This window comes from Mycolicibacterium canariasense (assembly GCF_002101555.1).
GTDB lineage: Bacteria > Actinomycetota > Actinomycetes > Mycobacteriales > Mycobacteriaceae > Mycobacterium > Mycobacterium canariasense.
Window position 1 is genome coordinate 1 of sequence record NZ_LQOL01000096.1, and the last position, 22547, is coordinate 22547.

The 22547-nt window shown below is 68.8% G+C and carries 26 protein-coding genes and 1 pseudogene; 13 read left to right on the forward strand and 14 right to left on the reverse strand.

Annotated elements, in window-relative coordinates; all coding sequences use genetic code 11:
* Nucleotides 1–26: 26 nt before the first annotated feature.
* The 8 genes from AWB94_RS35380 to AWB94_RS30970 all read right to left on the reverse strand — a co-directional run bounded on the left by AWB94_RS35380 (nt 27) and on the right by AWB94_RS30970 (nt 8159).
* Complete coding sequence (locus AWB94_RS35380; RefSeq protein WP_165766700.1) at nt 27–173, reverse strand: hypothetical protein; 147 nt, start codon at nt 171–173, stop codon at nt 27–29.
* A gap of 197 nt (nt 174–370) precedes the next feature.
* Complete coding sequence (locus AWB94_RS30940; protein ID WP_062660226.1) at nt 371–1234, reverse strand: class I SAM-dependent methyltransferase; 864 nt, start codon at nt 1232–1234, stop codon at nt 371–373.
* Nucleotides 1235–1342: 108 nt separating this feature from the next.
* On the reverse strand, nt 1343–2362 hold the full coding sequence (locus AWB94_RS30945) for an NAD-dependent epimerase/dehydratase family protein (protein ID WP_062660016.1): 1020 nt from the start codon (nt 2360–2362) through the stop codon (nt 1343–1345).
* Nucleotides 2359–2865, reverse strand: a complete 507-nt coding sequence (locus AWB94_RS30950; protein ID WP_062660015.1) for a nuclear transport factor 2 family protein — start codon at nt 2863–2865, stop codon at nt 2359–2361. The genes AWB94_RS30945 and AWB94_RS30950 overlap by 4 nt, the downstream gene beginning before the upstream one ends.
* Nucleotides 2866–2907: 42 nt before the next feature.
* Nucleotides 2908–3720 (reverse strand): DUF4349 domain-containing protein, encoded by an 813-nt coding sequence (locus AWB94_RS30955; RefSeq protein ID WP_409366003.1) that lies wholly within the window; start codon nt 3718–3720, stop codon nt 2908–2910.
* 60 nt (nt 3721–3780) lie between these two features.
* Nucleotides 3781–4647, reverse strand: a complete 867-nt coding sequence (locus AWB94_RS30960; protein ID WP_165605428.1) for an AraC family transcriptional regulator — start codon at nt 4645–4647, stop codon at nt 3781–3783.
* On the reverse strand, nt 4647–4829 hold the full coding sequence (locus tag AWB94_RS30965; RefSeq protein WP_131805453.1) for a hypothetical protein: 183 nt from the start codon (nt 4827–4829) through the stop codon (nt 4647–4649). Before AWB94_RS30965 ends, AWB94_RS30960 begins: the two co-directional genes overlap by 1 nt.
* Nucleotides 4830–4976: 147 nt before the next feature.
* A complete protein-coding gene (locus AWB94_RS30970) occupies nt 4977–8159 on the reverse strand; it encodes an ATP-binding protein (protein ID WP_234811949.1) in 3183 nt (1060 codons plus the stop codon).
* 194 nt (nt 8160–8353) lie between these two features.
* Between AWB94_RS30970 and AWB94_RS30975 the strand changes: the two genes are divergently transcribed.
* From AWB94_RS30975 to msrA, 5 genes are all read left to right on the forward strand, one after another.
* Nucleotides 8354–8785 (forward strand): VOC family protein, encoded by a 432-nt coding sequence (locus tag AWB94_RS30975; protein ID WP_062660011.1) that lies wholly within the window; start codon nt 8354–8356, stop codon nt 8783–8785.
* Between the two features lie 101 nt (nt 8786–8886).
* A complete protein-coding gene (locus AWB94_RS30980; protein ID WP_062660010.1) occupies nt 8887–9555 on the forward strand; it encodes a type 1 glutamine amidotransferase domain-containing protein in 669 nt (222 codons plus the stop codon).
* Nucleotides 9555–9863: a putative quinol monooxygenase gene (locus AWB94_RS30985; protein WP_062660009.1), complete on the forward strand. Its 309-nt coding sequence runs from the start codon at nt 9555–9557 to the stop codon at nt 9861–9863. The genes AWB94_RS30980 and AWB94_RS30985 overlap by 1 nt, the downstream gene beginning before the upstream one ends.
* Before the next feature lie 48 nt (nt 9864–9911).
* Complete coding sequence (gene msrB, locus AWB94_RS30990; protein WP_062660008.1) at nt 9912–10364, forward strand: peptide-methionine (R)-S-oxide reductase MsrB; 453 nt, start codon at nt 9912–9914, stop codon at nt 10362–10364.
* A complete protein-coding gene (gene msrA, locus AWB94_RS30995) occupies nt 10361–10870 on the forward strand; it encodes a peptide-methionine (S)-S-oxide reductase MsrA (protein ID WP_062660007.1) in 510 nt (169 codons plus the stop codon). Before msrB ends, msrA begins: the two co-directional genes overlap by 4 nt.
* Nucleotides 10871–10899: 29 nt before the next feature.
* Here msrA and AWB94_RS31000 read toward each other — a convergent pair whose 3' ends face one another.
* Nucleotides 10900–12246, reverse strand: a complete 1347-nt coding sequence (locus AWB94_RS31000) for a cytochrome P450 (protein ID WP_062660006.1) — start codon at nt 12244–12246, stop codon at nt 10900–10902.
* Between the two features lie 98 nt (nt 12247–12344).
* Here AWB94_RS31000 and AWB94_RS31005 point away from each other — a divergent pair, with 98 nt between their 5' ends.
* Nucleotides 12345–12950, forward strand: coding sequence for a TetR/AcrR family transcriptional regulator (locus AWB94_RS31005; RefSeq protein WP_062660005.1), 606 nt, complete (start codon nt 12345–12347; stop codon nt 12948–12950).
* Here the strand turns inward: AWB94_RS31005 and AWB94_RS31010 are convergent.
* On the reverse strand, nt 12927–13496 hold the full coding sequence (locus AWB94_RS31010; RefSeq protein ID WP_062660004.1) for a TetR/AcrR family transcriptional regulator: 570 nt from the start codon (nt 13494–13496) through the stop codon (nt 12927–12929). The two genes, AWB94_RS31005 and AWB94_RS31010, sit on opposite strands and share 24 nt — an antisense overlap.
* Nucleotides 13497–13549: 53 nt before the next feature.
* Here AWB94_RS31010 and AWB94_RS31015 point away from each other — a divergent pair, with 53 nt between their 5' ends.
* A complete protein-coding gene (locus AWB94_RS31015; protein ID WP_062660003.1) occupies nt 13550–14200 on the forward strand; it encodes a class I SAM-dependent methyltransferase in 651 nt (216 codons plus the stop codon).
* Here AWB94_RS31015 and AWB94_RS31020 read toward each other — a convergent pair.
* The 4 genes from AWB94_RS31020 to AWB94_RS31035 all read right to left on the reverse strand — a co-directional run bounded on the left by AWB94_RS31020 (nt 14197) and on the right by AWB94_RS31035 (nt 17812).
* A complete protein-coding gene (locus AWB94_RS31020) occupies nt 14197–15267 on the reverse strand; it encodes an MMP endo-(1,4)-3-O-methyl-alpha-D-mannosidase (RefSeq protein ID WP_062660002.1) in 1071 nt (356 codons plus the stop codon). The two genes, AWB94_RS31015 and AWB94_RS31020, sit on opposite strands and share 4 nt — an antisense overlap.
* Before the next feature lies 1 nt (nt 15268).
* Entirely contained in the window at nt 15269–15982 is a 714-nt protein-coding gene (locus AWB94_RS31025; protein WP_062660001.1) for a class I SAM-dependent methyltransferase, read from the reverse strand.
* Nucleotides 15976–17208, reverse strand: coding sequence for an MMP alpha-(1->4)-mannosyltransferase (locus AWB94_RS31030; RefSeq protein WP_062660000.1), 1233 nt, complete (start codon nt 17206–17208; stop codon nt 15976–15978). The genes AWB94_RS31025 and AWB94_RS31030 overlap by 7 nt, the downstream gene beginning before the upstream one ends.
* A 67-nt stretch (nt 17209–17275) precedes the next feature.
* A complete protein-coding gene (locus AWB94_RS31035) occupies nt 17276–17812 on the reverse strand; it encodes a hypothetical protein (protein ID WP_109762667.1) in 537 nt (178 codons plus the stop codon).
* A gap of 151 nt (nt 17813–17963) precedes the next feature.
* Here AWB94_RS31035 and AWB94_RS31040 point away from each other — a divergent pair, with 151 nt between their 5' ends.
* The 6 genes and pseudogenes from AWB94_RS31040 to AWB94_RS31060 form a co-directional block, all read left to right on the forward strand.
* On the forward strand, nt 17964–19802 hold the full coding sequence (locus AWB94_RS31040) for a hypothetical protein (RefSeq protein WP_062659998.1): 1839 nt from the start codon (nt 17964–17966) through the stop codon (nt 19800–19802).
* Nucleotides 19799–19969, forward strand: coding sequence for a hypothetical protein (locus AWB94_RS35385; protein ID WP_165605427.1), 171 nt, complete (start codon nt 19799–19801; stop codon nt 19967–19969). Before AWB94_RS31040 ends, AWB94_RS35385 begins: the two co-directional genes overlap by 4 nt.
* Nucleotides 19966–20379, forward strand: coding sequence for a hypothetical protein (locus tag AWB94_RS31045; protein ID WP_062659997.1), 414 nt, complete (start codon nt 19966–19968; stop codon nt 20377–20379). The genes AWB94_RS35385 and AWB94_RS31045 overlap by 4 nt, the downstream gene beginning before the upstream one ends.
* Nucleotides 20376–21650, forward strand: coding sequence for a hypothetical protein (locus AWB94_RS31050; RefSeq protein WP_062659996.1), 1275 nt, complete (start codon nt 20376–20378; stop codon nt 21648–21650). Before AWB94_RS31045 ends, AWB94_RS31050 begins: the two co-directional genes overlap by 4 nt.
* Nucleotides 21651–21659: 9 nt before the next feature.
* Nucleotides 21660–22208, forward strand: coding sequence for a nicotinamidase (locus tag AWB94_RS31055; RefSeq protein ID WP_062659995.1), 549 nt, complete (start codon nt 21660–21662; stop codon nt 22206–22208).
* A gap of 118 nt (nt 22209–22326) precedes the next feature.
* A pseudogene (locus AWB94_RS31060) lies at nt 22327–22547 on the forward strand (HNH endonuclease); the annotation flags it as partial.

A 22547-nucleotide genomic window follows, 5' to 3' on the forward strand; every position in this document is an offset into this window, starting at 1 on the left:
CACACCCAGCCAACCAGACACCCCAATCACAGGCCGACAGCAGCTGACCGTTCTACACCCTCAATCATGAAGAGCCCGATGACCTCGTGCTCCCCGGAGAACGAGGTCACGTTGCGCAGGGTCCGTTCCAGCGTCTTCTCTTCGTTCAGCGTCGGTATGACGAACGAGATCACCGCGCCCTCCTCCCTGTCGGCACCGATCAAACAGGGCATTGCTGCCGTCTGGCTGTGGCAAACCGGGAACGACACTGTGAGTTACGCACCACGCGTGCGTGTGACGCAGATCATTCGCTATCGCAAGATTTTTCGCGGATACTCGGACTCCCTTGGACCAAGGGCCGGCGGCTGTGGCAAAGACCGGTGCAGCAGGTTCAGAACGCGTAGCGGTGGTACTGCGACATATATTTCGTGGCCGGTAGCGCCGACATCGCCCGGGCCATCAGTCGCAACGGCAGTGACACCTGCCGGAAGCCGGCCGTCTCGAACGGCGACTGCCAGGCCAGCAGTCGCACACCGGGCACCGCCGCGACGATCTCGTCGGGCCGGTTGATTCCCCAGTACAGGGTCGCCCCGGCTCTGCGCACCACGGGGTTGGTCCACTGCGCCTTGATGCCGAATCGGTTGAAGGCATCGAATTGTAGTTCCCCGCAGGGGAATCGGTCGACGATACGTCGCAGCAGCGCCATACCGTCGGCCTCGGTGAGGTACATGGTCAGTCCCTCGCCGAGCATCAGGACCGGGCGGTCGGCCGGAATTTCGGCCAGCCAGGCAGGATCGGTGACCGAGGTCTGGATCAGGCGATACCGCGCTGATCCATCCCCCGTCGCTGCGCTCGCCCCAGATCCATCCCCCGTCGCTGCGCTCGCCCCAGCCGCTTCCCCCGTCGCTGCGCTCGCCCCAGGAATGGGGTAGAGCCGCTCACGCAGGGCCGCGACTTCGGGATAGTCGACGTCGTACCACAGCACCCCGGCTCCCGGATTCACCCGGAAGAACCGGCTGTCCAGCCCGCAGCCCAGGTGCAGCACGACCGCCTCGGGATGGACCGCAAGGAACTGGCGGGTCCACTCGTCGAAGTGGGCCGAGCGGGTCGTCACGGCCGGTGACCGGCCCGCCGTCATCGTCGTGCGGGTCCAGTCGTAGTCGATGCGGTCGACGATCTGCCTGGCCCACCGATCGTGCAGGATCGAATTCGGCAGGTCGGCGTCGAGGGCCTTGGCGTAGAACGTCGCGAGCATGGTCTGGGGCGCGCCGCTGAGGTCGACCTTCACGTTGTCGGTCACCACCCGAGGCTAGCGCCGCCGGCACCCCACGCCGGCTGCGCTGAACACCCACCGGCGTGGTGTTCAGCCGGTCTTGCTCTTGCGCCGCGCTTCTCGCAGGCCCACCCAGAACCGGGCCGCCTCACGGATGGCGTTCTCCACCGGCGTGGGCTCCCAACCGAGTTCGCGCCTGGCCTTGGTGCAATCGACCGGGGCTTCGGCGCGCATGAGGCGCAGCGACGCCAGCGACAGCTTTTCGTCGGTGCCCTTCAGCTTGCCCTTGATGGTGCCCATGGCGGCCAGCAGATAGGTCAGCGGCAGGGGGATCGATTTCGCCGGTGCGGGCACACCGGCCGCCTCCGCGGCGATCCGCGCCACCTCGGCGTTGCTGATCATCTTGTCCGAGATCAGGTAGCGCTCCCCGACCCGGCCCAACGCGGCGGCCTTGATCAGGGCACGGGCGGCATCGTTGACGCCGACCGCCTCCAACTCGATTCCGCTCATCACGAAGGGCAACTTGCCGAAGGCGGCGCCGGCGATGATCTCACCGTGTGGGGTGCGGCCCCAGTCCTTTCCGCCGTAGGTGGTGGACACGCACATGGCCACGGCGGGCAGCCCGCGCTCGCGCGCGTACTGCAGCACCAGCTTCTCGGCCTGCACCCGCGACCGCACGTACGGCGTCAATCCCCGTTCCGAGATCACGTCGTCCTCGGTGGCGACCCGGCCCCGACGCCGCCCCACCGTGGCGTAGCTGCTGGTGAACACGAACTTCTTCAGGTGCGAGGCGATTTCGGGTTCGGTGGCGATGTCCAGGACGTTGCGGGTGCCTTCGACGTTGGTGCGGAACAACGGCGACGGATCGCGTAACCAGCCGCGGGTGTCCACGACGCAGTAGTAGACGACGTCGGCTCCGGTCATCGCCGCCCGCAACACCTCGTTGTCCCAGATGTCGCCGACGAAACGCGCCACCTCCAGGTCGTCGATGCCGATGGTGTCGGCACCCTGGCGCACCATCACACGTACGTCTTCGCCGTCCTCGACCAGACAGCGCACCACGTGCGACCCCAGGTAGCCATTGCCGCCGATCACCAGGGAAGTCGTCACTTCATCTGCCCCATCTGCCGCATCCAGGCCGCCGCCTCGTCGGGCAGGGTGCCCAATTCCTCGGCCTTCTTGCACCACTTCGTCGCCGCCGACACGAACCGCAGCGGGTTGTAGATGTCCTCCTGGCGCCGCCACAGGCCGTCACCGGCGTAGGTGACGATGGAGATGTTGGTGGCACTGATGATCGTGCCGTCGCCGGGATCGCGCATCGGGTTGTCCAGCTCGCAGATCACCCGGCCGGTGGGCTCGTCGATCACCGTCCACAGCGCCGGGAAGGCGGTCATGTGGTTGCCGGGGAAGGACTCCATGGTCTTCCAGATCCACGGACGCACCTCTTCGCGGCCGCGCATGGTGCCGGCGGCGTGTTCGATGTATTCGACATCGGGGGTGTATTGGTCCACCCAGGGATCCCAGTCCCGGGTCTCGGCGGCCCTGGCGACCGTCCGCTCGAACCGTGCGAATGCCTCTGTCAGCTCATCGCGGGTGAACAACCTGCTCGTCACATCTCAAACTAGAACACGTTCTAGCAGCTCTTGTCGAGATCTTCAGGACCGCCGCGATCGGACCAGCCGCACGATCGCGTACCCGATGCCGCCCGCCACGCCCACCGCCGCCAGCCATGGCAGCAGCAGCCCGACGGCCAGCAGGGTCTGCCAGAGGGCGCTCACCAGCAGATCCCAGCCGCGTTCCATCTGCCCGAAGAAGCCGTGGTACTGCTCGGGAGCGGGGCCGCCGACCCGCTCGGCGCGGATCTCCACGTTCAGCGTGCTGTAGTCGATCTGGGCGCCCAGCGCCGCCCGCTGTGCCCGCAGGCTGTCCAGGTCGGACTGCCGCTGCGACAGCGCCTCTTCGGCTTTGATCAGGGCCTCCGGGTCCTTGGCATCGCGCATGATGCCCAGCAGCCGGTCCACCGACGTCTGCAGCGCGGTGATGCGTGCGTCGAGGTCCACCCGTTGCGCGGTCACGTCGTCGGAGGTGATCTGCACGCTCTCCACGGTGCCCAGCTTCTTGAGGTCGGTCAACGCGGCGTCGAGTTTCGCGGCGGGCACCCGCAGGATCAGCGAGACGTGCGCGCGGCCCGTACCCGAACCGGCATCCTCGGACCGGTTGTCCACCCGGCCGCCCGCCGTCGTCGCGATCTCGGCGGCCCGGTCGGCGGCGGCGGGCGGGTCGGCGGCGGTGATGGTCACCGTCGCGGTCTTGACGATGTCGCGCTTGGCGTCGGGCACCTGTGGCGGCGCCAACGGCGGGCCACCGCCGGCGTCGGTGAGCTTCGATTCGGGAGCCGGCGCCGCCGGAGCGGCCGGTGCCGCCCGGTCCAGGGCCGGCGGACCCCCGGCACAACCGGCGAGCGCCACCAGGAGCACAACCAGGGCCAGGGCCTTTGCCATGAATCGAATGTACCGACTGACTGGGAGTCAGCTGGCAGCGTCGATCCAACCGCAGGCCGCGGTGCTCGAGTAACGGCCGGGGGTGTCGCCGAAGCGCGACTGGAACTCCTTGATGAAGTGCGACACGCTGCTGTAGCCGACCTCGCGCGACACCACCGCCACCCCGGACTGCCCCTCCTCCAGCAGCTGCCTGGCCCGGTCCAGCCGCTTCTCCTTGACGTAGCGGTACGGCGAGCGACCGGTCAGTTCCCGAAAACCCCTGGAAAAGGCCGACGGGCTGAGACACACCTGCGCGGCCAGCGTGTCGACGGTCAACGGGTCGGTCAGGTGGTCGGCGATGTAATCCAGGATGGACCCCATGGGGTTCGTAACAGACTGTGCAACAGCGAGATTCACCATTCTGGCGCGCTGTTGGCCCTGCAGCAGCCGGTACACCAACTCCTGCAGGTGCAGTGGCGCCAGGACGCGGCGGTCGTCGACGGATACCAGCGCCCGCAGAAAGCGCACCACGCTGTTCACCACCTCCGGATCGGCCGCACACACATCGCTGGCCGGTCCGGGGATGGACGCCGGGCGGCGCATGCTGGACAGGGTCGACCGGACCAGGTGCGGGTCGATCGGCAGCAGCAGGCAGAAGACCGGGCGGGTCGGGGCGGCATCCAGCACGCCGGACAAGACTTCTCGCCGACCGCCGAGTACCGCGTAGCTCACCGCGTCGTGTCCCGAGATCTCACCGGCGATCAACCCGAAGGACAGCGGCTGGATCTCGTTCCAGCGTGGTGGCATGGGACGTGTGAACCGCTCGATGGTCAATCCGGGCCAGGCACTCACCTCGGTACCGGGGCGGCCCGTCGACCGGCCGAGTTCGGCCACCAACCGCGTCACCTCGATCATCATCGCCCCTCTCCGGAGAAATCCTTGTCCGCAAGCCAACTCAGGACCACGTCGGCAACCTGGTGCCAGCGGTGGTCGACGGTCAACGAATGGCCGATGGCCACCGGTGAGGTGTCGAACTGCTCGATCACGGCCGCGAAATGCCCGGCGGCGGTGAAGAGTACTCGATCCAGGGTTGCCATGCCGTGTACGAGATCCACAGCCCGTGGATGAAGACGATATCCGCCATACGTGGCCTTCCGGGAGGGCATCTGGGCACCACGAGGGCACCGGCCACACCGTATTCGGTCCGTGTGGACGCCCAGTGGATGCGCAGTGGATCGCTCGCCTCAGCGCAGTTCGGCCAAGAACTGCTCGGCACGGCGGACGAAAAGCCCGGCCTCCCGCTCGCCGGACAGCCGGCGCGCCGCCTCGGCGGCGGCCCGCACCTGGGCGGCCGGGGCGTTGCGGGCATGCAGTAGCCGCGCGCGCAACAGCGCGAGCAACCCTTCGGGGTAGCGCTGCCCGAAGGCGTCGAGATAGAACTCGGCGCGGTCCAGCGTCGCCGCGGCGGCATCCAAAGATCCGGCCGCCAGCTGCATCTCGCCGAGCAGGACGTACCACATGGCCACGCATGAGCGGGGCGGGTCGAGCAGGTTGGCGGCGATCAGCCGCTGCGTTTCGGCGATGGCGGCCGCGACGGTGCTCGGTTCGTCCGAGGACATCGCCTGTGCCCAGCACCGGGCCAGCCGCTGGTAGGTGCCGAGGAAGACGAAGGTGAAACCGGGGTCCACCGAGATTCCCCGTTCCGCGCCCAGCAGTGCCCACCCCGGATCCCCGACGATGGTCGCGATCCGGGCGACCATGGTGGCCCAGATGGTGACCCGGTACGGGTTCTCCCCGGCCACCGACTCCAGGGTGTCCAGCAGTGCCCGCGCCGCGCCGACATCGCCGTGCAGAGCGCTGATCTCGGCCAGCATTCCGGTCATCAGGAGCTCAAGGTCTCCCCGCACGGGATCCTGCTCGGACTGGGCGAGCCCGTCGAGCAGCGCTGCCTCGGTCTGGCTCAGGTACCGGAAAGCGGCGCCGATATCGCCGACATCCCACTGATGCAGACCCCAGGCCTGCAATCCGTAGGTGTGCACGATCGGGTCGGCGGACGCGTATCCCTGTTCCAGCAGCCGCCGCGCCAACGCGCCGCTGCGGTGCAGTTCGAGGGCCTGCTGATGCGCACTCCAGCGGGAGAACAGGAAGCCCGCGGCCTCGACGTCACGGCCGAGGTCGCGAGCGAGCTGTTCGGCACGCTCCAGCAGATCGACCGCGGCGGTGCCATACATCGATCGCATCCCGACCACGGCCGTCAGCTGGAACAGCGCGGCCAGTTCCAGCTCGGCCAGCCGCGCGGCACGCGCAACGCGGACCGCCGAGCGCAGCTGGTGCTCTGCCGCAGCGAGCGCGGATTTCGTTGCGGCACAACTGCCGGCCCTGATCAACGCGCAGACGGTGCGGGCCGGTCCGGCCAGTGGCCCTGCCGACCACAGGTGGAAGGCCAGCCGTTCGGCGGTGGCATCGGATCCGGATTCACTGTTCTCCAAGGCATCCGCGATGCGCAGGTGCAGCGTCGTGGTACGGCCCGGCGGGGTGACCGCGGCGACCGATTCGCGCACCAGGTCGTGGGCGAATCGGTAGCAGTGCGGGGTCTGCGGCGCGGGCTCCAGAATTCCCAAGCCGCGCAACGGCTCCAGCTGGTCCAGACAGTCCGGTACGGCCAGGCCGGCGACTTCGGCCAGCAAGGCGATATCGACATCCCGACCGATCAGGGCGGCGATCTGCAGCAGTCGTTTGACGCCGTCGTCCAGCGGTGCCAGCCGATCCCGGACGACGTCGCGCACGGTCGCCGGCACACCCGCGCGCGCCGCGTCGCCCACGGTGAGTGCGCCACGGTCGTCGAGGAACCGGGACAGCTCACGTACGAAGAACGGGTTGCCCGCGGTGCGGGTGTGGATATCGCGCACGAATCGGTCGCCGGGGCGGCGACCGACCTCGCGCCGGACCAGCTCGGCCACCTCCGCAAGGTCCAGGGAGCCCAGCGCGATGCGGCGGTGACCCGGTGCACGGCTTGCCGCGGCGAGCATTCGGGCCATCTCGGTACCGGCGGCCGGCGCCCGGTCACGCAGCGTGCCGATCACCGCGACGCCGCCCGGCAGCCGGGTGGCCAGATGCGCGAACAGCTGCGACGACGCGGCGTCGGCCCAGTGCAGGTCGTCGACGACGATCAACAGCGGGTGCCGCGCTGCGACCTCACCGACCAGCTCCACGACACACTCGAAGAGCCGGAACTGCGCGCCGGTGTCGGTCAGCGCCGCACCGGCCGGCACGGCATCGCGCGGCTCGACCAGCCGGCCCAGATCACCGGCGCGCCATTTTCGTTCCAGCGCGTCGGGCAATGTGGACAGCGCCGCGCCGACCACCTGTACCCACGGCCACATCGATGGTGTTCCGTCGCCGTGCAGACAGCTCCCCCACGCGATGACCGCGTCCCGTGCCGTCGTCACCTCGTCGGTGATCTCTTGCAGCAGGCGGGTTTTGCCGGCCCCGGGCTCGCCCTCGACGATGACCAGCGCGGCGCGGCCGGCGTACGCCGCGGCCACGGCATGACGCAGCACGGTGATCTCCTCGATCCGGCCCACCAGAGCTCCGGCCGCGTCGGGGTCGACCGGAGCCGGCACCGGATTCAGCACCCGGCGATGGGCGTCCTGCAGCGCCTGACCCGGATCCAAACCCAATTCGTCGGCGAGGCGGCGCCGCACGGTGCGGAACACCGACAACGCCTCGGCCTGCCGCCCGGCGACGCCCAACACGCTGACCAGACCCGCCTGGACGGGCTCGTGCAACGGGGCCAGTTCGGCTGCCAATTGCAGCGCCGCAAGAACAGCCTCCGGCCGCTCGAGTCGCACCGCGAGATCGGCCGCGGCCGTGCAGGCGGAGCAGAACTCGTCGTTCAGTGCGGCGAAGACCGCCATGGCGGCGGGACCGGGTGCCAGCCCGTCGCCGGTCGGCCCAGCCCACCGGCGCAGGGCCGCCGCGTAGGAATCGAGCGCCTCCTGCGGGCGATCCTGTCGCAGGGCCTCTTCGGCCACGGACACCAACTCGCGAAAGGCGATCAGATCCAACTCGCCGGCCGCGGCGGTGAACATGTAGCCGTTGCCGCGCCGCAGCAGATGCGATCCCGCTCGGCGCGTGGGCAACTCGGGTTCCAGGAGTCGGCGCAGTGCACCGATGTACTTGTGCACCACGTTGAGTGCGCTGGCCGGGGCGTCCTCGCCCCACAGGAAGTCGACGAGTTCGGCCGTGCTGCTGAGCCGGCCCGCCCGAGCTGCCAGCAGGGCAAGCAGATACGCCTGCTGAGGCGGCCCGGCATCCGACTCGACGCCGTCCCGCCACAGCCGCAACGGCCCCAGAATCTGGATGCGCAACCGACCGGCGGTGGACACCGCACCGCCGCCCCCGATATCGACTGGACCGTTCGGCACAGTCCGTCCACCATTTCCGGATCATCGACCGGCCGAGCCGGCCAGCTCAGTTGCCAGGCCAGCTTACTGTGAATGTGCTGATGGCGGGGGCCCTGCGGGGATGGCATGACGCCTTTCGGCCTGGCTCTGGCGGGTATCGACTCGCCGCCCCGAAAACCGCACCTGCGCGCCGGGCGCAAGGACAGAATCGGACGATGACTGCTCCCACCGACGCCTGCTTCCGCGGCGTGCATCACGTGTCGTTGACCGTCACCGATCTCGCGGCGAGCGTCGCGTGGTACCAGCGGGTCTTCCGGACCGAGAAGTTGGACATCACCGTCCCGCATTACGGCCGCGAGGAGACCGGTTACAGCGTGCTGCTGCCCGAGCCCCGGTCGGGCCTGATCTTCGGGCTGCACACCAACACCGGCAACCGCGGGGAACGCTTCGACGAGGCCCACACCGGCTTGGATCACGTGTCGTTCGGGGTGTCCGGGCGGGCGGCGCTGGAAGTGTGGACCGCCTGGCTCGACGAGCTCGGGGTCGATCACACCGGAATCGTGGACGAGACGGAGCCGCTCACGTACTCGACCGTGGTGTTCCGCGATCCGGACAACATCCAGCTGGAACTCATTGCGATGGACTGAGTGACACCCGAGCCCCGGGCATATCGGCCCCGAATGGGCAACGGCCGGACCGGAACACGGTACGCGGCGGCCGGAACGTGCTGCATCCTCGAACCGTGAGCATGCCCTATGTCCTGGTCGTCGTGACGAACGCGGCGGTGATCGGCCCGAACAACCGGCCCACCGGATTCTTCTTCCCGGAGATCGCGCATCCCTTCTCGGTGCTCGACCGTGCCGGTGTCGCCGTCGAATTCTGCTCCCCCCTAGGCGGCCGGCCACCGGAGGACGGATTCGATGCCGACGATGCCGAACAGACCGCATTCCTCGACAGCAAGGCGTACCGCCGACTGGGACGCAGCCGCCGGCTGGCCGAGGTGGACGTCGCGGACTATGACGCGGTCTTCGTCCCCGGCGGACTCGGGCCCATGGTGGACATCACCGGCAACCCCGAGGTTCAGGACACCGTGCGGCGCGCCTGGGACGCGGGCTTGATCGTCTCGGCGGTCTGTCATGGGCCGTCGGCGTTCCTCGGCGTCACCCTCGCCGACGGCTCCCCCTTGGTGCGCGGCCGCAACCTGACGTCCTTCTCGACCGCCGAAGAGGACGGCTACGCCGACAAGGACGTTCCGTTCGACCTGGAAGCCGCGTTGCGCGCCGAAGGTGCGGTCTACACGGCGACCGACCCCTGGCATCCCAACCTGGTCGTGGACGGGCGCTTGATCACCGGCCAGAACCCGCAATCGGGTTCCTTGGTCGGCCAGGCCCTGGTCGACGCCTTGAAGCGGGCCTGATGGGGGCAACCGACCCAGTGGTGGTGCTGGCGCACTGGCACACCACCGACGACGCGCTCGACACGGTGCTGGCGCAGATCGCCGCGCTACGGCCGCAGTCCCTGGCCGAGCCCGGCTGCCTCGACTACCAGGCCTTTCAAAGTGTCCTCGACCCGACCCACCTCGTCCTCGTCGAGCACTACCGCGACGCGGCGGCCCTCGACGAGCACCTGGCGTCACCGCACTACCAGGAGCTGGTGATGGGGCGGGTCCGCCCGCTGCTCACCGACCGCCAGGTGGAACTGTTGGCACCCGCGCCGACCAGCTGAGCGGCCCGGGAGCGGGAACCAACCGAACGCCGGCGCGGTTATCTAGACATGACCTACAACAAGAACCCGGCGGCCGTACAGGCCCTGACCCCCGAGCAATACCGGGTGACCCAGCGCGACGGCACCGAACGGCCTTTCACCGGTGAGTATTGGGACAACCACGAACCGGGTATCTACGTCGACGTGGTGTCGGGCGAGCCGCTGTTCGCCTCGGTCGACAAGTTCGACAGCGGCAGCGGGTGGCCCAGCTTCACCAAGCCGATCGAGAAAGCCAACGTGGTGGAAAAGCGCGACCTCTCGCACCTGATGATCAGAACCGAGGTGCGCTCGGCCAATGCCGACAGCCACCTCGGCCATCTGTTCACCGACGGGCCGCGCGACCGGGGTGGGCTGCGCTACTGCATCAACTCGGCTTCGCTGAGGTTCATCCACCTCGACGATCTCGAGGAGCAGGGCTACGGCGAGTACCGGACCCTTTTCACGACCAAGGAGGACAAGTGAGCAACTACCAGAAGGCGATCCTGGCCGGCGGCTGCTTCTGGGGCATGCAGGACCTGATCCGCAAGCAGCCCGGTGTCGTGTCCACCCGGGTCGGCTACACCGGCGGGCGCAACGCCCACGCCACCTACCGCAACCATCCCGGCCACGCCGAGGCCGTGGAGATCATCTACGACCCGGCGCAGACCGACTACCGTGCGCTGCTGGAGTTCTTCTTCCAGATCCACGACCCGTCCACCAAGGACCGGCAGGGCAATGACGTGGGCAGCAGCTACCGTTCGGCGATCTTCTACGTCGACGACGAACAGAAGCGGGTCGCGCTGGACACCATCGCCGACGTGGACGCCTCGGGCCTGTGGCCCGGCAAGGTGGTGACCGAGGTGGTACCCGAGGCCGACTTCTGGGAGGCCGAGCCGGAGCATCAGGATTACCTGGTGCGTTACCCGTCGGGTTACACCTGCCACTTCCCGCGGCCCGGCTGGAAGCTGCCGAAGCGCGCCGAAGTGTGATTCACCGCACCGCCGTGGCGGTTTGATACCTAGCGCCTGGCCAGCGTGACCCGGCCACCGCGCTTCGGTGTGTAGGCCACTCCCCTGGAGTGCACCGCCTCACCGGGCGCGGTGGTGGGGGCAATGGTGAAGTGGCGCAGCACCGTCCGCAGCACCACATCCATCTCGACATTGGCGAACACCGCGCCGACACAGCGCCGCGTGCCACCGCCGTAGGGCACCCAGGCCAGCGGTGGCCGGGTGCCGATGAACCGCTCCGGGTCGAACCGGTCCGCGTCGGCGAATTCCCGCTTGTGCAGCTGGGTGAGGCTCACCATGATCGAATGCCCCTGCGGGACAACCCATTCACCCAACTGGAAGGTCGGCGCGTAGACGTGCCTTCCGGCGAGGTCGATGACGGTCCGCACCCGTTGGGTTTCCAGGATGACGGCCTGCCGGTACTCGTTCGCGGTACCGGAATCGGCCTCCTCGACAAGCCGGGCCAGCACCTGCGGATGCCTGCTGACCCGTTCGAACACCCAGGCCAGCGTGGACGCCGTCGTCTCGTGCCCGGCGGCCAGCAGCGTGAGCAGCTCATCGGCGATATCCTGGCGCGACATGGCCGTGCCGTCCTCATAGGTGGTGCGCAACAACAGCGCGAGCACGTCGTCGCGCTCGGCCAGCCCGGGGTCGGCGCGCACGTCGTCGATCAGCCGGCCGACCACCGCGTCGTACTGGCGCCGGTATTCGGCCAGTCGCCCCCACGGGCTCCAGCGCCCGAAGTTGCGTTTCGGGGCGGGCAGGGTGGCCACCCTCGAGCCCAGCGTCACCCAGGGTGGGATGATGCGACGTAAATCGTCCAGGTGCGCACCGTCGGCGCCGAACACCGCCCGCAGGATCGCGTTCAAGGTGATTCGCATCATCGGTTCCAGCGTCGAAAATTCTTGACCGACAGGCCAGTTCGCCGCCTCGCGCAGCGTCTCCTCTTCGAAGATGCGCTCGTAGTTCTTGACGCTCTTGCCATGGAAGGGCGGGGTCAACAGCTTGCGCCGGCGGCGGTGTTCGGCACGGTCCAGGGCGAACACCGAGCCCGGGCCCAGCACCCGGGACAGGTTGGGCTGGATATTGCCGACATCGTCGGTGTTGGCCGCGAACAACTGCTTGGCCAACTGCGGGTCGGCGATGATCACCGTCTGCCCGTACACCGGCAGGCTGACCGTGACCGCGGCCCCGTGGCGCCGCATCAGGTGGTCGGTCATCTGCCTGCGCAACAGTGCGAAGGCGAAGCCTTGCAGCGGGCGGGCGATGCGCGGGCCGGGAGGAAGGTGTCCGACCCCGCCTGCAGCGGACTGCTCGACGGTTATCTCGGTGCTCGTTCGGCTGGCTGTCTCAGTCATGCGCGCTCCAGACCCTGCGGTGGTACTGCTCTGTACCAGTGGCGTGTGCGATACGGTACTCCCCGGTACCGAGTGAGCGCAAGAGTCTGGAGTAGAACATGGCCGCACCCGCTGCTCCGACGTTCCGCGCCCGCCTGCTCGACGGCCTGGCCGCGTCCATCGCCGAACGCGGTTACCGGGCCACCACGGTCGCCGATATCGTGCGTCACGCCCGAACGTCCAAACGCACCTTCTACGGCGAGTTCACCGACAAGGAGCAGTGTTTCGTCGAACTGCTGCGCGCCAACAACGACGAGCTCATCGCGGGCATCCGGGCCGCCGTCGACGCGCAGGCCCCGTGGCGCGACCAGATCCGCCAGGCCGCAAACTCCTACGTCGAGCACATCGCGGCGCGGCCGGAGATCACCCTCAGCTGGATCCGCGAGCTGCCGGCGCTCGGCTCCTCGGTGCGCACCATCCAGCGCTCGGCGATGAGCGCGCTGACCGAGATGCTCATCGATCTTTCCGACAGCGACGGATTCCGCCGGGCCGGCCTGGCACCGGTGTCCCGTCCACTGGCGGTCATCCTGCTCGGCGGGCTGCGCGAGCTGACCGCGCTGACCGTCGAGGACGGCCGGCCCGTGCAGGACATCCTGGAGCCGGCGATCACCGCCTCGGTGGCCGTGCTGGGCGTGGTGACCTCAGCCCAGAATCAGCCGGGCTGAGCGCTCCAGCCGGGGCGCGATATCGGCATAGGACACATACCCCATGCCGGCCCGCACCAGCGCACCGGAATACAGCAGTTCCAACGACTCGATGACGTCCAGATCGGTCTCGGCTCCCAGCGCGGTCAGCAGCCGCTCACGGATGTCGCGGCCGATGCGCTGGCGCAGCACTTCGACGTCGGGATCGCGCGCCAGCAGGGCGCTGGTCACCGCGCCGGCGAATTCCGGTTCGTCGGCCACCAACAGGGCGATGTGGCGCAACACCTCGCTGGCCCGGACCACCGCGTCGCCGTCACCGTGTTCGGTGGGCGGCGAGGCCGCCAGTCGGCGCCAGAACACCTCGGCGACAAGGTGTTCCTTCGAGGAGAAATAGGTATATGCGGTGGCCGCGCCCACGCCCGCGTCAGCGGCCACCCGGCGCACGGTCAGCGCGCCGAAGCCTTCGCGATTGAGCAGGTCGATGGCGGCATTGCCGAGTCGCTCGACGGTATCGGCCTGTTTGGCACTCAGACGACGCCGAGTCGACTCCACAGCCGCGTCGGACACGTGTCTGGACGCTACTACAACAACCGGGTACCGGCAACGGTAGGTTGACTGCCATGAGTGCAGCCGACACCGCTCTGCCGCCCGACGCCGCGCGGCTCTTCGAGTTCGCCGAGACGGTCACCGGTTTCATGCCCGCCGACGAGGGCCGCGCGCTCTACGACGCAGCCGTGCGGTACCTCTCCGGCGGCGTCGGGGTCGAGATCGGCACCTACTGCGGCAAGTCCACGGTCCTGCTCGGCGCGGCGGCCCGTCAGGTCGGCGGCACCATCTACACCGTCGACCACCACCACGGTTCCGAGGAACACCAGCCCGGCTGGGAGTACCACGACACCACGCTGGTCGACCCGGTGACCCGTCGCTTCGACACGCTGCCGTCGCTGCGGCGCACCCTCGACCTGGCCGGGCTGGCGGACCAGGTGGTGCCGATCGTCGGGAAGTCCCCGGTGGTGGCGCAGATCTGGGGAAGTCCGTTGCAGTTCTTGTTCATCGACGGCGGCCACACCGAGGAGCACGCCCAGCGGGATTACGACGGCTGGGCCCGCTGGGTCACTCCGGGCGGCGCCCTGGTGATCCACGACGTCTTCCCCGACCCGAACGACGGCGGCCAGGCCCCGTATCACATCTACCGCCGGGCCATCGATTCCGGCGAGTTCCGCGAGGTGTCGGTGACGCGCTCGCTGCGGCTGCTGGAGCGGGTCGGCTAACGACCGGAAGCCGCACAGGCGCAGTCGAATTCGCCTTCGAGTCCGCGAGGGAGCCCGACCCCGCGGAAGATGCCGCTGGCCGGGGTGGCGCCGGACAGCGCGTCGGCGGCCAGGATCATCGCCGCACCGGTCCAGGTGGTGCGCTCCTCGGGCCAGCGCTTCCCGTCGGCGAACACCAGCCCGGTCCAGTACGAACCGTCCTCTTCGCGTAGATGCTGCATGGCCGCGAACTGCTCGTGCGCCTCGGCACGGGCACCGATGGCGTCCAGCGCCATCACCAGCTCGCAGGTCTCGGCGCCGGTCACCCAGGGCCGATGGTCCACGCACCGGATTCCTAGGCCGTCCACCACGAAGTCGTTCCAGCGTTCGGCGATGCGGGCGTGCGCCGCGGCCCCGCGCACCGCACCACCCAGCACCGGGTAGTACCACTCCATCGCATGGGAGTCCTTGGGGGCGAAGGCTTCCGGGTGATCGGCGATGGCGTGGCCGAGCGCGCCGACCGCCACCTCCCACTCCGGCTGCGCTTCGCCGAGATAGTTGGCCAGCGCCAGCGCGCACCGGATGCTGTGGTAGATGCTGGCACAGCCGGTCAGCAGCGCCTCATTCATCATGCCGGCTTCGCTTCGGGCCCAACTGATCTGGCCGCCGGGCAGTTGCATGTCGAGCACCAGGTCGATGGCCCGGCTGACCGTCGGCCACATGTGCACGGCGAACCGCCGATCCCCGGTGATCAGCACGTGATGCCACACCCCGGTCGCGATGTAGGCGCAGAAGTTGCTGTCGGTGTTGGCATCCTCGACGACTCCGTCGCGCACCTGGATCGGCCAGGAACCGTCGGCCCGCTGGGTGGTGCGGCACCACTCGAATCCGGCGCGGGCGGACTCGACCAGCCCGGCCACCGTCAGGGCCATCAGGTTTTCCACGTGGTCCCACGGGTCGGTGTGACCGCCGACCGACCACGGCACGGCACCATCGGATTCCTGGACGGCGGCGATCGACTCCGCCGTCTGGCGGCACTGGCGCGGAGTCAACACACCTGGCACGCCGGGAATCTCGAGGCGCGGCATATCAGGCCGGCTTGGTGAAGTACAGCGCCACGCTCTTGCCGATCAGCGGGTTGAGCAGGTCCTCGGCGGCGCGGGTCAGCCACGGCCGGCTCATCATGTCCCAGACCAGCAGCTTGTGGTAGGCCGTGACCGCCGGATGCTTCGGTTTGTCAACGCCGACAGCGCATTTCAGCCACCAGAACGGAGCGTGCAGCGCGTGGGCGTGGTGGGCGTGCGCGAACGTCACCCCGCGCGCGGTGATCTTGTCGCGCAGTTCGTCGGCGCGATAGATGCGGATGTGACCGCCCTCGTTGGCGTGGTATTCGTCGGACAGCAGCCAGCACACCTTCTCCGGCAACCAGCGCGGCACGGTCACCGCCAACGTGCCACCGGGTTTGAGCACTCGGACCAGTTCGGCGATCGCCCGATCGTCGGCGGGCACGTGCTCCAAGATCTCCGAGGCGATCACCACATCGAAGGCCCCGTCGGCGTAGGGCAAGTCCAGGGCATCACCCTTGACCGTCTCAGCGCGCGCCCCGGCCGGGGCCTCGCCCTGCTCCTTCATCGCGGTCAGGATGGCGTCCACATCGTTGAGGTCCTCGACGCTCTGGTCGAAGGCGATGACGTCGGCGCCGCGCCGGTAGGCCTCGAACGAGTGCCGGCCGGCCCCGCAGCCCACGTCGATCACCGAGGTGCCGGGGCCGACGCCCAGCCGGTCATAGTCGACGGTCAGCACGACGTCATCCTCTCGATCGCCTTCTCGTACACCGCAACCGTCTGGGCGGCCACGGATTCCCAACTGAACACGTCCAGCGCCCGTCGCCGGCCGGCCGCACCGAGCGTGCGGCGCTGCGCCGGGGAGTCCAACAGTTCGCCGAGCACCGTGGTGAGCCGGTCGATATCGCCGGGCGGCACCAGGCGCGCGCACTCACCCTCGGGGCCCAGCACCTCCGGCAGCGCCCCGGCCCGGCTGGCCACGATGGGCGTACCGCTGGCCATGGCCTCCACCGCCGGCAGCGAGAAACCCTCGTACAACGAAGGGATGCAGGCGATCTCGGCAGACGCCAGCAGTCCGGCCAGTTCCTCGTCCGGCAGCCCGCTGGAGGCGTGCACGATATCGGAGATGCCGAGCTCGGCGATCAGCTTCTCGGTGGGGCCGTTGGGTTCGAGCTTGGACACCAACTGCACGTCGAGATTGTGCCGGGCACGCAGCCGGGCAACCGCGTGCAGCAGGTTGCTCACGCCTTTGAGCGGCACGTCGGCGCTGGCGATCGCGATGATGCGCCCGGGCACCCGATGCTCGGCGGGCCGGAACAGCTCGGTGTCCACCCCGAGCGGCACCACGTGCAACTGGTCCGCCGACACCCCGAAGTCCTCGGCGATATCGGCGGCCGAGGTCGTGGAGACGGTCAGCAGTTCCGGGATGCGACGGGCCACCCGCTTCTGCATCTCGGCGAACCCGTACCAGCGCCGCACCAGCGGCTTGCGCCGCCACGGGGCGGCAGCCATCTCGAGCACCCGGTCCCGCGTGATGGGGTGATGCACGGTGGCGACCAGCGGGATGTCCTTGGCGACGCCCAGCAGGGCGGCGCCCAGGCTCTGGTTGTCGTGTACCACGTCGAAGTCGTCGCGCCGCCCGGCCAGGATGCGCGCGGCCCGCATGCAGAAGGTGCGCGGCTCGGGGAAGCCGGCCGACCACATGGTCAGCAGCTCCAGCACATCGATGCGGTCCCGGATCTCGCTCGGGCGCGGCACCCGGAACGGATCCGGTTCGCGGTACAGGTCCAGGCTGGGCACCTTCGTCAGCGTGACGCGCGGGTCGAGGCCCTCCGGATAGGGCTGTCCGGAGAACACCTCTACCTGGTGGCCGAGCTCGACCAGCCCGCGGGACAGATGCCGCACGTACACACCCTGGCCACCGCAATGCGTCTTGCTCCGGTAGGAGAGAAGGGCGATGCGCACGTCAGCTCGATCCGCTGAACTGCAGCGGGGCCATCCTGGACATGTGTCCAGACTATAGTTTGACGAGCTAGCAGACGCAACGCGTCCGGCAGGTTACATCGGTCCGTGGCAGCACAAAGGCAAACGGGGTCGGGAAGCCCAGACCGGTCAGCCCGCCGCGCCGGACGGTGTCCATCGCGACGGCGCGCACCTGTCCGGAACTCGGCTCATAACAGTGCAGTCGGCCCTCTCCGGCGTCGACGACGAGCACCCAATGCCGCGGGACGAACCGGCCGACGAGCACCGCCACCGGCCGCCCGGACCCCACCGCTCCCAGCACATCCGCGAGGTCGTCGCCGATGCCGGGCAGCAATCCCCGGAACACCCGCCAGCGGTACCGGACCGGGCTGTGCACGTTGATCGCCCGCGCCACCCCGGCCGGCGTCGCACCCAGGCGCCGCGGCCAGATCCGATTGACCAGCCGGTGCACCCGGCCCTGCTCGTCGTGGAAGTGCGGCTGCTCCAGGATCGCGCGGTAGTCCGGGTCCAGCAGGGCGCCGGCCACCACCGCCACGGTGGGACCGCAGGTGACGCCGTCGCGCTGGCGCAGCCCGGCGAGCTTCATCGCACTCAGGCTAGCGGCCATCGGGGCTACCCAGTCGCCAGCAAAGCGATCACGTTCAGGGAAACAAACGGTACCCCTGGTTTCGGATACAGCTTTCTGTCAACATTACCGACGAGTAGGTACAGGCTCTTCGACGTAGCGGGGCGGGAAAATGGCGCAACACATCGCAGACGGTGTCTCGATTTCGGCCGCGGCCGGAACCGAAGGCGGGGGTGCCGCGCTGGACCAGGTGATCGGCATGTCGGTGGCCACCGCCATCATCACCGCGGGCCTGCTCTGGATCGGCTACCTGCACCGGCAACGGCGCATCACCTGGCTGCAGAACCTGGCGGAGCTGGCCGGCCGCAAGATGAACCGGCCGCCCTGGGTGGCGCTGCCCGCACTGCTGTTCACCTCGACGATCATCTGCGCGATGTTCGGCTTCATCTGGGATGTCAGCCTGCACATCGGCAAAGGCCGCGACTCCGGGCCGCTGGCCAACCCGGCCCACTACTTCATCCTGATCGGCCTGTTCCTGCTGTTCATCGCCGGCTCGCTGGCGATCATCCTGCCCTACGACAAGCCGGGCCCGGCCGCCGTGAAGATCACCCGGACCTGGTACGCGCCCGTGGGCGGCATCCTGATGGCCGGTTGCGGCCTGTACGCGCTCATCGGTTTTCCGCTCGACGACATCTGGCACCGGATCTTCGGCCAGGACGTGACGTTGTGGGGCCCGACCCACCTGATGCTGATCGGCGGGGCGGGACTGTCCCTGGTGGCCACGCTGCTGCTGACGCGGGAAGGCGATATCGCGATGGGCGCCGACGCGCCGGTGCAACGCCGCAGCATCCTGGCGTACCTGGCCTGCGGCGGGCTGGTCATCGGCTTGTCGGTGTTCCCCGTCGAATACGACTTCGGTGTCGAGCAGTTCCGATTGGTGCTGCATCCCATGCTGATTGCCGCGGCGGCGGCCATGGCGCTGGTCACCACCCGGCTCCTGCTCGGCCGTTTCGCGACGTTCGGCGCCATTGCCTTCGCCCTGCTCATCCGCGGCCTGGTGGCCTTCGCCGTCGGCCCGGTGCTGGGTGGGCCGTACAGCTGGTTCGCGCTCTACCTCGGCTCGGCCATCGTGGTGGAGCTGATCGCGCTGACCCCACTTGTCAACCGTCCCATTGCCTTCGGCGCCATCGCCGGCCTGGGCGTGGGATCCGTGGGCATGTGGCTGGAGTCATTCTGGATCGACGCCGTCTTCCGCAACCCGTGGCCGCAGAGCATGTGGGGCGAGGCGCTGGCGATGTCGGTCCCGGTGGCCATCGGGATGGGCATGTGCGGTGCGCTGCTGGCCGTCGTCCTCACCGGACAGAAGCTGCCGCGACGCCCCGTCGGGATCGGCATCGTGGTCGCCACGGTCTTGGTCATCGGCGGCGCCGTCGCCAACGGGCTCAATGTCACCGTGCCCGAGAACGCCAGCGCGCAGATCACGCTGACCGACGCACCCAGCCCGGACGGCCAGCGGCTGGCGAACGCCGACGTCCGGATCACCCCGGCAAACCTGATCGGCGACGACCCGGAGTGGGTGTCCATCCTGGCCTGGCAGGGCAAGCTCGACCACGAACGCGGGTTGGTCATCGATCACCTGGAGAAGGTGGGCCCCGGCCACTACCGCTCGACGCGGCCCCTCCCGGTCTGGGGAACCTGGAAGACGGTGCTGCGGGTGCAGGACGGCCGGACCATGGCCGCCGTGCCGATCTTCCTGCCCGCCGACCCCGGCATCGGCGCCGAGGAGACCCCGGCCCTGGCCTCGACCACGCGCGACTTCACCGAGGAGATCACGGTGTTGCAGCGCGAACGCAATCTCGACGTCCCGTCCTGGCTGTACAGCGCCGCCTCGCTGGTGGTCCTGGTGTGCTCGCTGATCCTGGTGGCCTTGCTGAGTTGGGGTGCGGGACGGATCAATTCGCGTGAGCAGCACAGCACCGCCGATACCCGGGAACCCGTCGGGCAGTCGTGACGGTTCTCGCCGACCACTCGCTCTGGCTGGCGCTGCCGGCGTTCGCACCGGCCGTCGTGGTCGCCGGCGTGGTGGCCTGGGTAGCGATGCGCGACCGGCGGGCCGGCCCCGATGACGGGTCTGACAGCGAGAGCCCAGGTTCGACCGAAGAGGATGACTCAGCGTGAAGCTTGTGAAGACACTGACCGCCGTGGGTGCGGTCGCCCTGCTGGTCGCCGGCTGCGGTGGTTCGACGTCATCGGAGAACACCGGCACGTCGGCGAACACCGGGACCGCTGCCCCGGAGATGACCGACCAGCAGTCCCCGCCGGAGCGGGTCGTCATCGACGTCACCATCGCCGGGGGCAACGTCACTCCGACCAATCAGCAGGTCCAGGCGAAGGTCAAGCAGCCGATCATCGTGCGGGTCAACAGTGATGCCGCCGATCAGCTGCACGTGCACTCCAACCCGGAACACACCTTCGACGTCAAGCCGGAGAACGGGCAGGCGTTCCAGTTCACCGTGGACGTGCCGGGCAGGGTGGACGTCGAACTGCACCACCTGGACAAGACGGTCGCGACCATCACGGTGCAGTGACCGTACTGGCGCACGGGCTCGGTGGTTCCACCGACCTTCCGATCCCGCTGACCTACGCGCTGATCGGGGCGGCCTGGGCGCTGACCTTCACCTTCGCGGTGGTGGCGCTGGCGTGGCGGAAGCCGCGTTTCGATCCGGCGACGCCGGGACGGCCGCTGCCGCGCTGGGTGACGTCGGTCGTCGACGCAAAGGCGACCCGGTGGACCGTCGGCCTGCTGGGGTTGGGGTTCGCGGTGTGGGTGGCGGCGGCCGCCGTGCTGGGACCGCAGAATTCGTCCAACGCGCTGCCGGGCGTGTTCTACGTGCTGCTGTGGGTCGGAACCGTCGCGCTGTCAGTGCTTTTCGGTCCGGTATGGCGGGCGGTGTCTCCGGTCCGGACGGTGGCCCGGCTGGTCCGCACGCGGGGTGATTCCTACCCCACCGGGCTGGGTTACTGGCCCGCGGCGCTCGGATTGTTCGCCTTCGTCTGGCTCGAGCTGGCCAGCCCGGACCCGGGTTCGCTTGCCGCCGTGAAGATCTGGCTGCTCATCTACCTCGGTGTCACCCTGGGCGGGGTTATCGCGTTCGGTACGCGCTGGTGCTCGCATGCCGATCCGTTCGAGGTGTACAGCGTGGTGGCCTCGCGGTGCGCGCCGGTGCGCCGCAACCCCGACGGCCGGGTCGCGCTCGGCAATCCGTTCAACCACCTGCCCACCCTGCCGATCCGGCCGGCGTCGGTGACCGTGCTGGCGGTGCTGCTCGGGTCCACCGCCTTCGACAGTTTCTCGGCGACGCCCGCCTGGCGCGGGTTCGTCGACGCGCACACCTCCGGCGCCTGGCAGGCAACGGCTTTCAAGACGGCCGGGTTGGTGGTCTTCGTGCTGACGGTCGCGGTGACGTTCAGTGCGGCGGCCCGGGCGACCGGCGGCGTCGATCGGGACTTGCGCCGGCGGCTGCCCGGATTGATGGCACACTCGCTGATCCCGATCGTCATCGGTTATGTCTTCGCGCACTATCTGACCTATCTGGTCGAGAAGGGCCAGCAGACGGTGTACGCACTGCTGGGGATGCATGACGCTGCGGTGTACTACGTGCTGTCCCTGCATCCGTCGGTGCTGGCCACGTCCAAGGTGCTTTTCGTGGTGGTCGGGCACATCGCCGGGGTGATCGCCGCACACGACTGCGCGCTGCGGGTGCTGCCCAAACGCCATCAGCTGACCGGTCAGCTGGCGATGATGCTGGTGATGGTCGGCTACACGTTCACCGGGCTGTACCTGCTGTTCGGCGGCTAGGCTTTCGGCATGCGAGCCTTGATCGTCGTCGATGTGCAACGCGACTTCTGCGAGGGTGGTTCACTGGCCGTGGCCGGTGGAGCCGAGGTCGCCCGCGCGCTCACCGCGCTGCTGGGTTCGCACGAGTACGACCATGTGGTGGCCACCAAGGATCACCACATCGACCCCGGTTCGCATTTCTCCGACGAGCCGGATTACCAGACGTCCTGGCCGCGCCATTGCGTGGTGGGCACACCCGGGGCGCAGTTCCATCCGGACTTCGACCCGTCGGCCGTCGAGGCGGTGTTCACCAAGGGTGAGTATGCGGCCGCCTACAGCGGTTTCGAGGGCGCCGACGCGTCGGGTACCGGGTTGGCCTCGTGGCTGCGGTCACGCGGGGTGGACGAGGTGGACGTGGTGGGTATCGCCACCGATTACTGCGTGAAGGCGACCGCGGCCGACGCGGCGGCCGAGGGTTTCCGCACCCGCGTGCTGCTCGGCCTCACCGCGGGCGTGGCACCGACGAGTACGGCGGAGGCGCTCGACGCCTTGCGTTCGGCCGGCGTCGAGGTCGTCTGACGGGTGGTGGTGTGTCGGTTGCCCACCTCTGAGCGACTATTCAGCGACAGCGGTCGAATGTGTTGGGGCCGTTGAATTCCTGCGGTTGGTTGTCGGCAACCGGACGTAGTATGAACACATGTTCGAATCGGCCGAAGAGGACGTCGCAGCGCTGATCGATGCGCTGCGGGCAGCCACCCGCGCCGAAGCGCTCGCCGCGGCGCAGCGGTTGGCGGTGATCGCCGCGATCGTCGCCCGGCATTGCGATGACGAGGACGACGGCACCGCCCACGCCGCGATCGACGGCTGGGAATACGCCGCGGCCGACATCTCGGCGGCGTGTGGTTTGACCAAGAAGGC

Coding starts and splice junctions, on each gene's coding strand:
- AWB94_RS30940 (WP_062660226.1), bottom strand. CDS start 1,234: ATGCTCGCGACGTTCTACGCCAAGGCCCTCGACGCCGACCTGCCGAAT.
- AWB94_RS30960 (WP_165605428.1), bottom strand. CDS start 4,647: ATGATCGAGGTGACGCGGTTGGTGGCCGAACTCGGCCGGTCGACGGGC.
- AWB94_RS30965 (WP_131805453.1), bottom strand. CDS start 4,829: ATGGCAACCCTGGATCGAGTACTCTTCACCGCCGCCGGGCATTTCGCG.
- AWB94_RS30975 (WP_062660011.1), top strand. CDS start 8,354: ATGACTGCTCCCACCGACGCCTGCTTCCGCGGCGTGCATCACGTGTCG.
- AWB94_RS30980 (WP_062660010.1), top strand. CDS start 8,887: ATGCCCTATGTCCTGGTCGTCGTGACGAACGCGGCGGTGATCGGCCCG.
- AWB94_RS30985 (WP_062660009.1), top strand. CDS start 9,555: ATGGGGGCAACCGACCCAGTGGTGGTGCTGGCGCACTGGCACACCACC.
- msrB (WP_062660008.1), top strand. CDS start 9,912: ATGACCTACAACAAGAACCCGGCGGCCGTACAGGCCCTGACCCCCGAG.
- AWB94_RS31000 (WP_062660006.1), bottom strand. CDS start 12,246: ATGACTGAGACAGCCAGCCGAACGAGCACCGAGATAACCGTCGAGCAG.
- AWB94_RS31005 (WP_062660005.1), top strand. CDS start 12,345: ATGGCCGCACCCGCTGCTCCGACGTTCCGCGCCCGCCTGCTCGACGGC.
- AWB94_RS31015 (WP_062660003.1), top strand. CDS start 13,550: ATGAGTGCAGCCGACACCGCTCTGCCGCCCGACGCCGCGCGGCTCTTC.
- AWB94_RS31020 (WP_062660002.1), bottom strand. CDS start 15,267: ATGCCGCGCCTCGAGATTCCCGGCGTGCCAGGTGTGTTGACTCCGCGC.
- AWB94_RS31035 (WP_109762667.1), bottom strand. CDS start 17,812: ATGAAGCTCGCCGGGCTGCGCCAGCGCGACGGCGTCACCTGCGGTCCC.
- AWB94_RS31040 (WP_062659998.1), top strand. CDS start 17,964: ATGGCGCAACACATCGCAGACGGTGTCTCGATTTCGGCCGCGGCCGGA.
- AWB94_RS31055 (WP_062659995.1), top strand. CDS start 21,660: ATGCGAGCCTTGATCGTCGTCGATGTGCAACGCGACTTCTGCGAGGGT.